General features: G+C 72.7%; 13 protein-coding genes. 11 read left to right on the top strand and 2 right to left on the bottom strand.

Annotation, left to right across the window (positions count from 1 at the left end):
• Positions 1–8: 8 nt before the first annotated feature.
• From pheS to DNL27_RS08395, 3 genes are read left to right on the top strand one after another with little or no spacing between them, the layout of a single operon-like run.
• The gene (gene pheS / locus DNL27_RS08405) at positions 9–1,067 is read left to right on the top strand and encodes a phenylalanine--tRNA ligase subunit alpha (protein ID WP_012398629.1); all 1,059 of its coding nucleotides are present in this window, start codon (positions 9–11) and stop codon (positions 1,065–1,067) included.
• A 3-nt stretch (positions 1,068–1,070) separates the two neighbouring features.
• On the top strand, positions 1,071–3,623 hold the full coding sequence (gene pheT, locus DNL27_RS08400; RefSeq protein WP_112235262.1) for a phenylalanine--tRNA ligase subunit beta: 2,553 nt from the start codon (positions 1,071–1,073) through the stop codon (positions 3,621–3,623).
• A 21-nt stretch (positions 3,624–3,644) separates the two neighbouring features.
• Positions 3,645–4,244: a hypothetical protein gene (locus tag DNL27_RS08395; RefSeq protein WP_112235261.1), complete on the top strand. Its 600-nt coding sequence runs from the start codon at positions 3,645–3,647 to the stop codon at positions 4,242–4,244.
• Between the two features lie 191 nt (positions 4,245–4,435).
• Here DNL27_RS08395 and DNL27_RS08390 read toward each other — a convergent pair whose 3' ends face one another.
• On the bottom strand, positions 4,436–5,413 hold the full coding sequence (locus DNL27_RS08390) for a quinone oxidoreductase (protein ID WP_112235260.1): 978 nt from the start codon (positions 5,411–5,413) through the stop codon (positions 4,436–4,438).
• A gap of 222 nt (positions 5,414–5,635) precedes the next feature.
• On the opposite strand from DNL27_RS08390, the gene argC reads away from it, so the two are divergent.
• The 6 genes from argC to DNL27_RS08360 all read left to right on the top strand — a co-directional run bounded on the left by argC (position 5,636) and on the right by DNL27_RS08360 (position 11,831).
• Positions 5,636–6,685 (top strand): N-acetyl-gamma-glutamyl-phosphate reductase, encoded by a 1,050-nt coding sequence (gene argC, locus DNL27_RS08385; RefSeq protein WP_112235801.1) that lies wholly within the window; start codon positions 5,636–5,638, stop codon positions 6,683–6,685.
• Positions 6,686–6,835: 150 nt separating this feature from the next.
• Positions 6,836–8,047, top strand: coding sequence for a bifunctional glutamate N-acetyltransferase/amino-acid acetyltransferase ArgJ (gene argJ / locus DNL27_RS08380; RefSeq protein ID WP_058955863.1), 1,212 nt, complete (start codon positions 6,836–6,838; stop codon positions 8,045–8,047).
• A gap of 10 nt (positions 8,048–8,057) precedes the next feature.
• Positions 8,058–9,008 carry an acetylglutamate kinase gene (argB, locus tag DNL27_RS08375; RefSeq protein ID WP_012398623.1) on the top strand — a complete coding sequence of 317 codons (951 nt, stop codon included), beginning with the start codon at positions 8,058–8,060 and terminating at the stop codon, positions 9,006–9,008.
• On the top strand, positions 9,005–10,240 hold the full coding sequence (locus tag DNL27_RS08370) for an acetylornithine transaminase (RefSeq protein ID WP_112235259.1): 1,236 nt from the start codon (positions 9,005–9,007) through the stop codon (positions 10,238–10,240). Before argB ends, DNL27_RS08370 begins: the two co-directional genes overlap by 4 nt.
• A 128-nt stretch (positions 10,241–10,368) precedes the next feature.
• Complete coding sequence (gene argF, locus DNL27_RS08365) at positions 10,369–11,340, top strand: ornithine carbamoyltransferase (RefSeq protein ID WP_039102172.1); 972 nt, start codon at positions 10,369–10,371, stop codon at positions 11,338–11,340.
• Positions 11,337–11,831 (top strand): arginine repressor, encoded by a 495-nt coding sequence (locus DNL27_RS08360; protein WP_012398620.1) that lies wholly within the window; start codon positions 11,337–11,339, stop codon positions 11,829–11,831. The genes argF and DNL27_RS08360 overlap by 4 nt, the downstream gene beginning before the upstream one ends.
• Positions 11,832–12,057: 226 nt before the next feature.
• Here DNL27_RS08360 and DNL27_RS08355 read toward each other — a convergent pair whose 3' ends face one another.
• Positions 12,058–12,489: an ankyrin repeat domain-containing protein gene (locus tag DNL27_RS08355; RefSeq protein WP_012398619.1), complete on the bottom strand. Its 432-nt coding sequence runs from the start codon at positions 12,487–12,489 to the stop codon at positions 12,058–12,060.
• 208 nt (positions 12,490–12,697) lie between these two features.
• On the opposite strand from DNL27_RS08355, the gene DNL27_RS08350 reads away from it, so the two are divergent.
• Together DNL27_RS08350 and DNL27_RS08345 are read left to right on the top strand one after the other, a co-directional pair.
• Positions 12,698–14,212 (top strand): long-chain fatty acid--CoA ligase, encoded by a 1,515-nt coding sequence (locus DNL27_RS08350; protein ID WP_112235258.1) that lies wholly within the window; start codon positions 12,698–12,700, stop codon positions 14,210–14,212.
• Between the two features lie 86 nt (positions 14,213–14,298).
• Positions 14,299–15,504 carry an argininosuccinate synthase gene (locus tag DNL27_RS08345; protein ID WP_012398617.1) on the top strand — a complete coding sequence of 402 codons (1,206 nt, stop codon included), beginning with the start codon at positions 14,299–14,301 and terminating at the stop codon, positions 15,502–15,504.
• Positions 15,505–15,628 lie beyond the last annotated feature (124 nt).

Raw genomic sequence — 15,628 nt, 5'->3', positions numbered from 1 at the left:
GAGAAACCATGTCCGAGACCACACCGTCCGCCGCGGTGGACCCCACCGACGAGGCGGCCGTCACCGCCGCCGCCGAGGACGCGCTGAGCGCGATCCGGGCCGCCGCGGATCTGCCCGAGCTCAAGAGCGTCCGGCTTGCGCACGCGGGGGAGAAGTCCCCGCTCGCGCTCGCCAACCGGGCCATCGGCGGTCTGGACAAGACCGCGAAGGCCACCGCCGGCAAGCTCGTGGGCCAGGCCCGCGGCCGCGTGAACAAGGCGGTCGCCGCGCGCACGGCCGAGCTCGAGGAGGAGCGGGACGCCCGGATCCTCGTGGAGGAGGCCGTGGACGTCACGGCGGCCACGCGGCGTCGTCGGCTGGGCGGGCGCCACCCGCTGAACAACCTCATGGACCGCATCGGGGACATCTTCGTGGGCATGGGCTGGGAGATCGCGGAGGGCCCAGAGCTCGAGCACGAGTGGTTCAACTTCGACTCCCTGAACTTCAAGCCGGACCACCCGGCGCGCCAGCTGCAGGACACGTTCTTCGTGGACCCGCCGTCCTCGCACCTGGTGCTGCGCACCCACACCTCGCCCGTGCAGATGCGCTCGCTGCTGGAGCGGGAGCTGCCCGTATACGTGGTGTGCCCCGGCAAGACGTACCGCACGGACGAGCTGGACGCCACGCACACCCCCGTGTTCCACCAGGTGGAGGGCATCGCGGTGGACGAGGGGCTGTCCATGGCGGACCTCAAGGGCACGCTCACGCACTTCGCGCGCACCATGTTCGGGCCGGAGGCCGCCATCCGGCTGCGCCCCAACTACTTCCCCTTCACCGAGCCGTCAGCCGAGCTGGACGTGTGGCACCCCACGGCCAAGGGCGGGCCCCGGTGGATCGAGTGGGGCGGCTGCGGCATGATGCACCCCAACGTGCTGCGCGCCGCGGGCATCGACCCCGAGCGCTACTCCGGCTTCGCGTTCGGCATGGGCATCGAGCGGACCCTGATGTTCCGCAACAACGTCCCGGACATGCACGACATGGTCGAGGGCGACGTCCGTTTCAGCGAGCACTTCGGGATGGAGATCTAGAGCATGCGTATTCCCCTGTCATGGCTGCGCGAGTACGCGCCCGTCCCCGAGGACGCCACCGCCGAGGACGTCCTGGCCACCCTGGTGAAGGTCGGTCTGGAGGAGGAGGACGTCCACCGTCCCACGGACTCCCTGTCCGGGCCCATCGTGGTGGGCCAGGTGCTCACCATGGAACCGGAGACCCACTCCAACGGCAAGACCGTGAACTGGTGCACCGTGCGCGTGGTGCCCGAGGGCCGGGAGCAGACGCTCACCGGCAAGGGCATTGAGCCCTCCGGCGTGCAGGGCATCATCTGCGGCGCCCACAACTTCTCGGTGGGGGACAAGGTGGTCGTCACCCTGCCCGGTGCCGTGCTGCCCGGTGACTTCCGGATCTCCGCGCGCAAGACCTACGGCCACACCTCCGCGGGCATGATCGCCTCCGTGCGTGAGCTCGGCATCGGGGAGGACCACGACGGCATCCTCGTGCTCTCCCGGCTCGGGCTGGACCCCGAGATCGGCTCCGACGCCATGGAGCTGCTGGGCCTCTACGACTCCGCCGCCGAGGTCAACGTGACCCCGGACCGCGGCTACGCGTTCTCGTTGCGCGGCATCGCCCGCGAGTACTGCAACGCCGTGCGCGCCCCGTTCACGGACCCCGTGGCCGAGCTGGCCCCCTCCGTGCCGGCCCCCACGCAGGACGGCTTCCCGGTCTCGATCGACGACGCCGCTCCCATCCACGGCCGCGCCGGTTCCAACCGCTTCGCGGTGCGCGTGGTGGAGGGCGTGGACCCGTCCCTGCCCACCCCGCCGTGGCTGGCATCCCGGCTGCGCCTGGCGGGCATCCGCTCGGTGAGCCTGCCCGTGGACATCTCCAACTACGTGATGCTCGAGTACGGCCAGCCGATCCACACCTACGACGCGGACACGCTGCAGGGCGGGATCACCGTGCGCCGGGCCACGGCGGGCGAGACGCTCACCACGCTGGACGGCAAGAACCGCACGCTGGACACCGAGGACCTCGTGATCGCGGACGAGTCCGGCGCCGTCGGGCTCGCCGGTGTCATGGGTGGCGCCGCCACCGAGGTGAGCGGGTCCACCACCCGGATCCTCGTGGAGGCCGCCCGCTTCGACGAGGTCTCGATCGCCCGCACCGCGCGGCGTCACAAGCTGCCCTCGGAGGCGTCCAAGCGCTACGAGCGCGGTGTGGACCCGCAGCTCGCACCGGTCGCCGCGCAGCGCGTGGTGGACTTGCTGGTCGAGCTGGCGGGCGCCACGGACACCGGCCGCGTCACGGACGTGGACCACACGCAGCCGCCCACGCCCGTCGAGCTGCCCGCGGGCTACCCTGCGGCCCGCGTGGGCGTGGACTACTCGCCGGAGGCGGTCGAGCGCGCGCTGACCGCGATCGGCGCGCAGGTCACGGATACCGCGGACGGCTGGACCGTGACCCCGCCCTCGTGGCGGCCCGACCTGCTCGCCAAGGAGGATCTCGTCGAGGAGGTCGCCCGCCTGGACGGCTACGACCGGATCCCGGACCGGCTGCCCGTGGCGCCTCCGGGTCGCGGCTTCACGCGCTCGCAGGCCGCACGACGCCGCGTGGCCACCACGCTCGCGGCCGCCGGCCTCACCGAGGTGCTCAGCTACCCGTTCGTCGCGCAGGCGGACAACGACCTCTGGGGCAGCCCCGAGGGCGCGCACGTGCCCTCGATCAGGCTGGCGAACCCCATCAGCGAGGCCCAGCCCCTGCTGCGCGTCAGCATCCTGCCGGGGCTGCTGGAGGTGCTCAAGCGCAACCAGTCCCGCGGCTTCCGCGACCTGGCGCTCTACGAGATCGGCCACGTGTTCCTCGCCGAGGGCTACACCCCGGACACGCAGCCGGTCCCGCCGCTGGGCGTGCGTCCCATGGGCCCGGACCTCGAACGGCTCCACGCCGCCGTGCCCGCCCAGCCGCGCAAGCTCGCCGCGGTGCTCGCCGGTCACGACGCCGCCGCGGGCCCGTGGGTCACGCCGCGCCGCTGGGACTGGCAGGACGCCCTCGACGTCGCCGAGCTCGCCGCCCGCAGCATGGGCCTGGAGCTCGAGGTGGCCCAGGGCCGCCACGAGGCGTTCCACCCGGGACGCACGGCGCAGCTGCGCACGGCGGACGGCACCGTGGTCGGGGTGGCCGGCGAGCTTCACCCCAAGCTCGTGGCGGCTGAGGGGCTGCCGGAGCGCACGTGCGCCGTGGAGCTGGACCTGACCGCCCTGCTGGAGCGGGAGGCCCCCGTGGTGGTCGCGCAGTCCATCTCGGGCTACCCCGCCGCCACGCAGGACGTCGCCCTGGTGGTGGACCGTGAGGTCTCCGCGGCCGCGCTGCTGGCCACGGTCCGCGACGGCGCGGGGGATCTGCTCGAGTCCGCGGAGGTCTTCGACGTGTACCAGGGCACGGGCATCCCCGAGGGGAAGAAGTCCGTGGCCATCGCCCTGCGCTTCCGTGCCCCGGACCGCACCCTGACCGCGGACGAGGCCTCCGAGGCCCGCGAGGCCGCCGTGGCGGCGGCCCGCGCCGCCCACGGCGCCGAGATCCGCGGCTGACCCTCACCTCCAAGGAGCACCGTGTCCCACGAACTCATCGACTTCCACGAGCAGCAGGACGAGCACGCCCCGAGGTCCCGGGGCTGGCTCATCGTGGCCATGGTGCTGGTGGGCGCGGTGCTCACGGTGGTGCTCGGGCTGCTGAGCGCACTGTCCTTCGACAAGGCCTCCCACCTGCAGGACTGGGCCGGGGAGACCATGGTGGTCTCGGGGACCTACCAGACCCTCACTAAGGACCTCACCACCCAGGACTACAACGGGATCTACGCCGGGGTCATGCCCGGCGGGGACCTCGTGGAGCGCTACCCGTACGACAACCGGCTTAACGACCCCGTCAAGAAGGCCGAGGGGGACCAGATCACGTTCCGGGGCACGCAGTCCGGGGTCCAGGACGGTGACTTCCCCCGCGAGGTGGACGCCCTGCTGGCCGTGCAGGACGGCACGCTCAGGGTCGTGGAGACGGACGCCCCGGGGGCCTACGGCACGGACGGGGTCACGGACTCCACCGTCACGGGTCAGCGGCTCGCCGCGGCCGCGTGGGGTGTGGGTGCGCTGCTGTGCGCCGGTCTCACGGTGTGGGGCGTACGGCGGGTCCACCGCGGGGTGCGCCCCGGGGTGTGAACCCCGCGCGCGGCACGCCGTGAGCTGCCCACGGCTCCCGTGCGTCACCCGTGCGCGCCGGGTGTCCGCCCCCACGCCCTGCGGCACCGCTCACGCCGATGCGCGCCACCCATGTCCCGAGGCACCATCCTCGCCACGAGGCACCGCCCACGCCCCGAGGTACCACCCACGCCGGGTGTGGGCCTCGTGGTTCACGGGACGAGCACCAGCTTGCCCTGCGTGGCCCGGGACTCGAGATCCCGGTGCGCGTCGGCGGCGTCGGCCAGCGGGTAGCTGCCGCCCACGCGCACGGAGAGCTCCCCGGCCTCCACGGCCTCCACGAGCTCGCCCCAGCGCCAGCTGCGCTCCGCGGCGTCCCGCACGTAGTGGGCCAGGGACGGCCGGGTCACGTAGAGCGAACCGCACGCGTTGAGCCGCTGCAGGTCGAACCGTGGCACCTGCCCCGAGGCGCCGCCGAACAGCACCGTGGTGCCGCGCACGCGCGTGGCCCTCAGGGACTCGTCGAAGGTCGTGCGGCCCACGGAGTCGTAGACCACGTCCGCGCCGCGGCCCCCGGTCAGCTCGCGGACCCGGTCGGCGAAGCCCTCGTACCCCAGCACGTGGTCCGCCCCGAGCTCGCGCGCGGTCGCGGCCTTCTCGGGGGTTGAGGTCAGGGCGATCACGGTGGCGCCGATCCGCTTCATGAGCTGGACGGCCAGGCCACCCACGCCGCCGGACGCGGCCGTGACGACGGCGGTGTGCCCGGCCTCGAGCGGGAACGTGGAGCGCACCAGGTAGTGGGCGGTGAGCCCCTGCAGCGGCAGCGCCGCGGCCGTCTCCGCGGTCATCCGCGCGGGCACGGGCATGGCCTTCTCCGCGGCGATCACCACGTGCTCGGCGTAGGTGGCGGTGGCCTCCGCGGTGGCCACGCGCTGTCCCACCGCGAGCTCCGTGACCTGCTCGCCCACGGCGGCGACCACACCGCACGCCTCGGCCCCGGGAGTGAAGGGGAAGGACACGGGGTAGACCCCGGAGCGCTGGTAGGTCTCGATGAAGTTCACCCCCGTGGCCTCGGTGCGCACCAGGACCTCCCTCGGACCCGGGGTGGGCACGGGGACCTCCCGCGCTCGCAGCACCTCGGGGCCCCCGGCCCGTTCGGCGACGACGGCCTGCATCGTGGTCTCGGTCATGAGGGGGTCTCCTTCGCGGGGTGGTCCGACGCCGCTGGGCACCGTGCTCACGGGCGGCGTCGTGCTCATCGTGCAGGGGAGGGGCGCGGAGGCCCGACCGCTCCGGCCCAGTCTCGTCCCTCGACGCCGGACCGGGCAAGCCACGGGTCCGGCGAACGCCGAACTACTCCGGCATGAATAACTATTTACTGCTATGCATAGTCATGCGCTATGCTGGTCGCCATGACCTACACCGCAGCTGTCTCAGGCGCCACCGGCTACGCGGGCGGGGAGGTGCTCCGCCTGCTGTGCGGTCACCCGGAGATCGAGATCGCCACCGTGACCGCCCACTCCTCGGCCGGACGCCGCCTCGGGGAGCTGCAGCCCCACCTGCACGAGCTCGCGGAGCGCGAGGTCGTGGAGACCACCGCCGAGAACCTCGCCGGGCACGACGTCGTCGTCCTCGCACTGCCGCACGGCCAGTCCGCGGCCGTCGCCGAGCAGCTCGCGCCCGGGACCGTGGTGGTCGACGCCGCGGCGGACCACCGGCTGGAGTCCACCCGGGCGTGGGAGACGTTCTACGGCAGCGGGCACGCGGGCTCCTGGCCGTACGGGCTGCCCGAGCTGATCGTGGACCCGAGCGGGAGCAGGCAGCGTGAACGGCTGCCCGGCGCCACGCGGATCGCGGTGCCCGGGTGCTACCCCACGGGCTCCCTGCTCGCGCTGGCTCCGGCGCTCGCGGCCGGGCTGGTGGAGCCGCGGGACATCGTGGTGGTGGCGGCGTCGGGAACCTCGGGCGCCGGGAAGTCCGCCAAGCCGCACCTGCTGGGCGCCGAGACCATGGGCGGGATGTCGCCCTACGGGGTGGGCGGCGGCCACCGGCACACCCCCGAGATCGAGCAGGGGCTGCGCTGGGCCGGGGGGCAGGACGTCACGCTCTCGTTCACCCCCACGCTGGCCCCCATGCCGCGCGGGATCCTCACCACGGCCACCGCGGTGCTGCGCCCCGGGGTGGATGCTGCCCGCGCGCGGCAGGCGTACGAGGACGCCTACGGCGACGAGACGTTCGTCCACGTGCTGCCGGAGGGGCAGTGGCCGTCCACCAAGTCCGTGCAGGGCTCCAACCACGCCGCGCTGCAGCTCGCGGTGGACCCCCACGCCGGGCGGCTCGTGGTCACCTCGGTGATCGACAACCTGACCAAGGGCACCGCCGGCGGCGCGGTGCAGTCCCTCAACATCGCGCTCGGGCTGCCCGAGACCACGGGGCTCACCGGGCAGGGTGTGGCTCCGTAACCCCGCGCCTCGCGGGGCCCTCGGCCGTCCCACGCCGACCCGCGCAGCGCTGACCCCCGTCACGCGCCACTGCCCGTGGCGCCACCCCGACCGTCCCGGCCGCCCGCCGCGACCCACCCGACACCCGTCCGATCAGGAGCCGACACGCAGATGACCTCTCCCACCCTCCCCGAGACCCCGGAGTTCCCCGTGACCACGGACTCCGGTGTGTGCACCGCCGCGGGCTTCACCGCCTCCGGTGTCGAAGCCGGGTTCAAGGCGTCCGGCGGCCCGGACCTCGCGCTCGTGGTCAACACCGGGCCCGAGTTCGCCGCCGCGGCCCAGTTCACCTCCAACCGCGTGGCCGCGGCCCCCGTGCACTGGTCCCGCGAGGTGGTGCGCTCCGGGTCGGTGCGTGCCGTGGTGCTGAACTCCGGCGGGGCGAACGCGTGCACGGGCCCAGAGGGCTTCCAGAACACCCACACCACGGCGGAGCTCGTGGCCGGGGAACTGGGCATCGGCGCGGGTGACGTGGTGGTGTGCTCCACGGGGCTCATCGGCGAGCAGCTGCCCATGGACGTGGTGCGCCGCGGCGTCCCCGAGGCGGCCCGCGCGCTGGCCGCGGGGCGGGACGCGGGGCTGCGCGCCGCCGAGGCCATCCGCACGACGGACACCGTGTCCAAGCAGGCGAGCGCCTCCGGCTCCGGGTGGAGCGTGGGCGGCATGGCCAAGGGCGCGGGAATGCTCGCGCCGGGGCTGGCCACCATGCTCGTGGTGCTCACCACGGACGCCGTGATGACCCCGGACGCCCTCGACGCCGCCCTGCGGGAGGCCTGCCGGGTGACCTTCAACCGCACGGACTCCGACGGCTGCATGTCCACCAACGACACCGTGGTGCTGATGTCCTCCGGTGCGTCCGGCACGGCCGCGCAGCAGGGGGAGTTCACCCGGGCCCTGACCGCGGTGTGCCACAGCCTCGCCCAGCAGCTCATCACGGACGCCGAGGGCGCGTCCCACGACATCGCCATCACCACGGTGGGCGCGGCCACCGAGACGGAGGCCGAGGACGTCTCCCGCACGGTGGCGCGCTCCACCCTGCTCAAGACGGCGGTCTTCGGCAACGACCCCAACTGGGGCCGGGTGCTCTCTGCGGTGGGCACCACCCGGGCCCAGTTCGACCCGGACCGGATCGACGTCAGCATCAACGGCGTCACGGTGTGCCGCAACGGCGGCATCGGCGACCCGCGCGAGGGCGTGGACCTCGCGGCGTCGCGCGCGGTGGACATCGAGATCGACCTCAAGACCGGGGACGCCCGCGCCACCGTGTGGACCAACGACCTCACCCACGACTACGTCGAGGAGAACAGCGCCTACTCGAGCTAGCGCGCCCACCATGTCACGTCTCAGCGATAACACCCGGTACGAAACGGCCCGCTCCAAGGCGGAGACCCTCATGGAGGCCCTGCCGTGGATCCAGCGCTACGCGGGCTCCACCATGGTCTTCAAATACGGCGGCAACGCCATGGTCAACGACCAGCTGCGCCGTGCGTTCGCGGAGGACATCGTCTTCCTGCGCCACGTGGGCATCCGCCCCGTGGTGGTCCACGGCGGCGGCCCGCAGATCAGCACCATGCTGGAGTCCCTGAACATCCACTCGGAGTTCCGGGACGGACTGCGCGTCACGTCCGAGGAGGCCGTGAACGTGATCCGCATGGTCCTGACGGGCCAGGTCGGTCGCGAGCTCGTGGGCCTGATCAACGCCCACGGCCCGTACGCGGTGGGCATGTCCGGGGAGGACGCCGGGCTGCTGCAGGCGCGCCGCGTCCGCACGGGGTCCGACGGCGCCCCGCTGGACCTCGGTCTCGTGGGCACCGTCACGCGCGTCAACACCGCCGCGGTCGAGCAGCTGCTGGACATCGGCAAGATCCCCGTGATCGCCTCGATCGCGCCCGAGCTCGCGGAGCAGGACGACGACGCCGCGGGGCGCGGTGCGCTCACGGGCCAGGTCCTCAACGTCAACGCGGACACGGCTGCCGCGGAGGTCGCGGTGGCCCTGGGGGCGGAGAAGTTCGTGGCGCTCACGGACGTCGAGGGGCTCTACGCCAACTGGCCGGACCGCTCCTCGCTGATCTCCTCGCTCACGGCCTCGGAGCTGCGGGACATGCTGCCCTCGCTGGAGTCGGGGATGATCCCCAAGATGCGGGCCGCGCTGCGGGCTGTCGAGGGCGGGGTGCCGCGCGCGAGCGTCGTGGACGGGCGCTGCGAGCACTCGTCGCTGCTGGAGATCTTCACGGACACGGGCATCGGCACCGAGGTCACACCGGACGGGGAGGAGCGGTCATGAGCCACCAGGACGATCTGTTGGGGCAGTACAGGGAGAACCTCGCGGGGGTGTTCGGGGACCCCGCGCTCGTGCTCGTCTCGGGGGAGGGCGCCCACGTCACGGACGCGGACGGCAGGCGGTACCTCGACCTGCTCGCGGGCATCGCCGTCAACGCCCTGGGCCACGCCCACCCCGCGTGGGTGCGGGCGGTGACCGAGCAGGCCGCCACCCTGGCCCACGTCTCCAACCTCTTCACGACCCCGGGCGGCATCGCGCTGGCCCGTAAGCTCCTGAAGGTCACGCAGGCCCCCGAGGGCTCGCACGTGTTCTTCGCCAACTCGGGCTCCGAGGCCAACGAGGCCGCGTTCAAGCTCGCCCGCCGCCACGGACGGGAGCACCCGGACTCCCGGGGCCGGCCGCGGGAACGGGTGATCGCCCTGGAGCACGCGTTCCACGGCCGCACCATGGGCTCGCTCGCCCTCACGGCCAAGGAGGCCTACCGCGTACCGTTCGAGCCGCTGCCCGGAGGGGTCAGCCACGTCCCGGCCACGGTCGAGGCCCTCGAGGCCGAGCTCGACGACACCGTGGCCGCGGTGTTCGTGGAACCCGTCCAGGGCGAGGCCGGCGTCCGGGGGCTTCCCGAGGGCTTCCTCGCGCGAGCCCGGGAGCTGACCCGCGAGCGCGGGGCCCTGCTCGTGGTGGACGAGGTGCAGTCCGGGATGGGCCGCACGGGGTCGTGGCTCGCGAGCTCCGCGCAGCTTCCCGCCGGGCAGTTCCCGGACGCCGTGACCCTGGCCAAGGGCCTCGGCGGCGGCTTCCCGGTCGGGGCGCTGCTCACGGCCGGGCCCGAGGTCTCGGGACTGCTCGGGGCGGGCCAGCACGGCACCACGTTCGGCGGCAACCCCCTCGCCGCGGCCGCGGGGCTGGCCACCCTCACGGCCATCGAGGACGAGGGTCTGCTCGAGAACGCGCGGCGCGTGGGTGAGCGCCTCGCCCGGCAGCTGCGCGCGGTGCCCGGCGTCACCGAGGTGCGCCAGTACGGACTGCTGATCGGCGTGGACCTCGAGCAGCGCGGCGACGACGACGCCGTGGCCCAGCGGCTCGTGTCCGCGGCCCGGGACGCCGGGTTCATCGTCAACGCCACCGGACCGGCCACCATCCGGCTCGCCCCGCCGCTGGTGGTCACCGAGGAGCAGACGGACACGTTCACCGCCGCGCTGCCGGGGCTGCTGCGCTCCGTCCGCGGCACCTGAGACCCCGCGTGCGGGGCCCGCCACTGCGGCCCCCTGCACCGAACCTGTTCAGCTCGAGCGCCGGAGCCCCGGCGACCACCCACCCGGCCCCCACGGGGACCGCACCCGCCACCGAAGGAGAACCCCGCGTGCTGCGTCACTTCCTGGTCGACACGGACCTCTCGCCCGAGGAGCAGGGGGAGGTGCTGGAGCTCGCCCTCGCCCTGAAGAAGGACCGCTTCTCCCGCCGCCCGCTCGCGGGCCCGCAGACGGTGGGGGTGATCTTCGACAAGACCTCCACCCGCACCCGGGTCTCGTTCGCCACCGGGGTCAGCGACCTCGGCGGCAGCCCCCTGATCATCAACCCGGGGGAGTCGCAGCTGGGGCACAAGGAGACCGTGGCGGACAGCGCCCGGGTGCTCTCGCGCATGCTCGCGGCGGTCGTGTGGCGCACGTACGCGCAGTCCGGGCTGGAGGAAATGGCCGAGCACAGCACCGTGCCGGTGGTCAACGCCCTCACGGACGACTACCACCCGTGCCAGATCCTCGCGGACCTGCTCACGCTCACCGAGCACTTCGGGTCCGTGGCGGGGCGCAGCCTCGCGTACGTGGGGGACGCCGCGAACAACATGGCCAACTCCTACCTGCTGGGCTGCGCGACCGCGGGCATGCACGTGCGCGTCGCCGGCCCGGAGGGGTTCCTGCCCCGCGAGGACGTCGTGACCGCCGCGGCCGAGCGCGCGGCGGCCACGGGCGGATCCGTGCTCGTGACCACCGAGGCGCGCGAGGCGCTCGCGGGCGCGGACGCCGTCGTGACCGACACGTGGGTGTCCATGGGCCAGGAGAGCGAGAAGGCCGAGCGCGCCGAGATCTTCCGGCCGTACTCCGTGGGCGCCGAGGCCATGGCGCTCGCGGCGGAGCACGCCGTGTTCCTGCACTGCCTGCCGGCCTACCGCGGGCTGGAGGTGGCCGCCGAGGTCATCGACGGCCCCGCGTCCCTCGTGTGGGACGAGGCGGAGAACCGGCTGCACGCCCAGAAGGCCCTGCTGACCTTCCTGCTGGACTCCTCGGGGCTGTCCGCGGACCTGCCGGCGGCCCTGCGCCGGGAGGGCTCCCGATGAGCATCCCCACCACCAAGACCGCGCGCCAGGCCCGCATCCTGGACCTCGTCACGGGCGGTGACATCCACTCGCAGGCCGAGCTCGCGGAGCTGCTGGCCGCGGACGGCATCCAGGTCACCCAGGCCACCCTGTCCCGGGACCTCGTGGAGCTCGAGGCGGTGCGGGTGCGCTCACCGCGCGGCGGCATGGTCTACGCGATCCCCCTCGCGGGAGCGGACCGCGCCCCGGCCAGCGGGATCACCCGCGAGAGCACCGAGGCCAAGCTCGCCGCGCTGTGCCGCGAGCTGCTGGTCACCGCGGAGGGCAGCGCCAACCTCGTGCTGCTGCGCACGCCCCCGGGGGCCGCGCAGTACTTCGCGTCGGCCATCGACCACTCGGTCTCCCCCGAGATCCTGGGCACGATCGCCGGGGACGACACCATCATGGTCGTCAGCCGGGACCCTCAGGGCGGGGAGCAGCTCGCGCGGAAGTTCCTGGACCTCGCCCGCTGAGTGTGCCCGCGCGGCACCCGACGCCGCCCGCCCGCCCGCCGACGATGCCGCCCGCGTGCCGTCCGCGCAGCACCCTGTGGCGCCGCCCGGCGGCGTCGGGGTGGCGCCCCACGACGCCGCCCGTGTGCGACACCCGCCGACGACGCCGCCCGCGCGCGGCGGGCGCCCGTTCCGCCTCGCGGGGCCGGCACCCCAACCCGGGGCAGGCGGGTGCCGTGCACCCGGTTCAGCCCTCGCGCGTGCCGTAGCTCTCGAGCAGCGGCAGCAGGTGCTCCTGGCCGAAGACGCGGGCCACGTCCTGCGCGTGCTGGTGGCCCGTGGCCTGGCCCGCCCCCGCTTCGAGCAGGGCACGAGCAATGGGCTCGTTGCCGCGGAACACCGCGCAGACCAGGGCCGTGAAGCCCATGTCGCTCACGCGCTCGGTGTCGGCGCCGTGGGCGAGCAGCATGGCCACCGTCTCCTCGCGCTCCAGGTACGCCGCCAGGTTCAGCAGGGTGTCCCCCTTGCTGTTGGTGAGGTTGACCGGCACCCCGGCCTCGATCGCGGAGCTCAGCAGCTGGGTGTCGCCGTTGCGGGCGGCGTCGAACAGGGACGAGACGTAGGCCAGCTCCGCCTCGGTGAACTGGGGGCTCTGCGCGTCGCTGTGCTGATCGGTCACGGGGGATCCTCCTTTGCGGGGCCACGGCCGGTGGCCCGGGCACGAATGGTCGGGGTGCGGTGTGCCGGTGCCGCGCGGCGGACGGGGCTCGTCGCGGTCGGCGCTGTCCAGTGTCCCACGGGGAATCGGGGCGGGGTCGAGGTTTGACTCAAATATCCGATACGGGCAGTATCACGTGTTAGAACTCACACTGTCTTCTGGAGGATCCATGACCAATCTGGCCACCCTGCTCACCACCTCGGCCGCTCAGTACACGTCCGATCCCGCGATCATCCTCGACGAGCTGCACATGAGCTACGGGCAGCTGGACGAGCTGTCCGCCCGCGGGGCGGCACTGCTCAAGGCCAACGGCATCCGCCCGGGGGACCGCGTGGCCCTGGTGCTGCCCAACGTGCCCCACATGGCCGTGCTGTACTACGCGATCCTGCGCGCCGGCGGCATCGTGGTTCCGCTCAACCCCCTGCTCACGCCCCGTGAGCTGAGCTACCACTTCCAGGACTCCGGGTGCTCCTTCGTGCTCGCGTGGGAGGACATGGCCGAGGCCAGCCAGAAGGCGGCCGAGGAGATCGAGGGCCTCAACGTGCTGCCCATCAGCGCCCGCGGCACGGTGGAGCGTCTCCAGGGCGTGGATCCCGACCGCGACGTCGTGGAGCGCCAGGACTCGGACACGGCGGTGCTGCTCTACACGTCCGGGACCACCGGGCGCCCCAAGGGTGCGGAGCTGACCCACCACAACCTGCTCACCAACGCCGAGGTCGCCGGTGAGGTGTTCAACCTGCACCACGGGGACGTGATGTTTGGCGGGTTGCCCTTCTTCCACGTGTTCGGCCAGACCGTGGCGCTCAACGGCGTGATCTGCAGCGGCGCGGCCGTGACCCTGCTGCCCCGCTTCCACCCGGGCAAGGCCCTGGAGATCCTGCGCCGCGACGGCGTCACGATCTTCGCGGGGGTCCCCACCATGTACGTGGCCCTGCTGCACCAGGCGAACCAGGATCCGCAGGCCGTTGAGGGCGTGGACCTGCGCGCCGGCGTCTCCGGCGGTTCCCCCATGCCCGTGGAGGTCATGGCCAAGTTCGAGAAGGTCTTCGGCACCACCGTGTTCGAGGGCTACGGGCTGTCGGAGACCTCGCCGGTGGTGTGCTTCAACCAGCCGGGCAACGAGCGCAAGCCCGGCTCGATCGGCACGGCCGTGCGCGGCGCCGAGCTGCGCGTGGTGGACGGGGACGACCAGCAGGTCCCCACCAACGAGGTCGGCGAGCTCGTGGTGCGCGGGCAGTACGTGATGAAGGGCTACTGGAACAAGCCCGAGGCCACCGAGGGCGCCATGCGCGGCGGCTGGTTCCACACCGGTGACATGGCCCGCGAGGACGAGGACGGCGCGTTCTTCATCGTGGACCGCAAGAAGGACATGATCCTGCGCGGCGGCTACAACGTGTACCCCCGCGAGGTCGAGGAGGCCATCTACCAGTTCCCCGGCGTGGTGGAGGCCGCGGTAGTGGGCGTCCCGAGCGAGAAGCACGGCGAGGAGGTCGGCGCCGTGGTGGTCTTCGAGTCCGGGGTCCTCGAGTCGAAGGGCCGCGACGCGCTCACGCAGGAGCTGGACGCGTTCGTCCAGGAACGGGTGGCCAAGTACAAGTACCCCCGGATCTACCGCGTCACGGACGAGCTGCCCAAGGGCCCCACGGGCAAGATCCTCAAGCGCGAACTGACCCTCGATGCATAAATACTGATTGCTGTGTATAGTCATGCATGAGCCGCGGGGCACTCCCGCGCAGTCAGCGTCGTAGAGCAGTTGTGGAGGGAAGCACCGTGAGTGATCGCGTGGTATTGGCCTACTCGGGTGGACTGGACACGTCCGTGGCCATCGGGTGGATCGGTGAGGCCACCGGTGCCGAGGTCGTGGCCGTGGCCGTGGACGTCGGGCAGGGTGGCGAGGACCTGGAGACCATCCGCCAGCGCGCCCTGGACTGCGGTGCCGTGGAGGCCTACGTGGCCGACGCCCGGGACGAGTTCGCGAGCGAGTACTGCATGCCCGCGCTGCAGGCCAACGGCCTGTACATGGACTCCTACCCGCTGGTCTCCGCGGTCTCCCGCCCCGTGATCGTCAAGCACCTGGTGGCGGCGGCCAAGAAGTTCGGCGCCACCACGGTGGCCCACGGCTGCACGGGCAAGGGCAACGACCAGGTGCGCTTCGAGGTGGGCATCCAGACCCTCGGCCCGGAGCTCAAGTGCATCGCCCCGGTGCGCGACCTCGCGCTGACCCGCGAGAAGGCCATCACCTACGCGGAGCAGAACGACCTGCCGATCGAGACCACCAAGAAGAACCCGTTCTCAATCGACCAGAACGTGTGGGGCCGCGCGGTGGAGACGGGCTTCCTGGAGGACATCTGGAACGCCCCCACCAAGGACGTCTACGACTACACGGACGACCCCACCTTCCCGCCCGCCGCGGACGAGGTCGTGATCACCTTCGAGAAGGGCATCCCCGTGGCCCTGGACGGCAAGCCCGTCACCCCGCTGCAGGCCATCCAGGAGATGAACCGCCGCGCCGGGGCGCAGGGCGTGGGCCGGATCGACATCGTGGAGGACCGCCTCGTGGGTATCAAGTCCCGCGAGATCTACGAGGCACCCGGCGCCATGGCACTGATCGCCGCGCACCGGGAGCTCGAGAACGTCACGATCGAGCGCGAGCAGGCCCGGTTCAAGAAGACCGTGGGCCAGCGCTGGACGGAGCTCGTGTACGACGGCCAGTGGTTCTCCCCGCTGAAGAAGTCCCTGGACGTGTTCATCCAGGACACCCAGACCTACGTCAACGGCGACATCCGCATGGAGTTGCACGCCGGGCGGGCGACGGTGACCGGTCGCCGCTCGAACACCGGGCTGTACGACTTCAACCTGGCCACGTACGACGAGGGCGACTCGTTCGACCAGTCCAATGCCCGCGGCTTCATCGAGCTGTTCGGCATGTCGTCCAAGGTCGCCTCCCGCCGCGAGCAGGGGCTCGCCGGGAACTGACACCCACCGACCGCGCCCGCGCGGCCCCGCCGCCCGAGGGCGGCCCCGGACGGCCGGGCTCCTAGACTGGAGCCCGGCCGTTCACCGCGCCGGGCGGCGTCGTCCCCGGCCCCCGCAGGGTCAC

This window comes from Kocuria sp. BT304 (assembly GCF_003290245.1).
Classification (GTDB): domain Bacteria; phylum Actinomycetota; class Actinomycetes; order Actinomycetales; family Micrococcaceae; genus Kocuria; species Kocuria rhizophila_A.
Note: the sequence above shows the minus strand (reverse complement) of the source record. Positions and strands in the feature narration are given on the sequence as shown.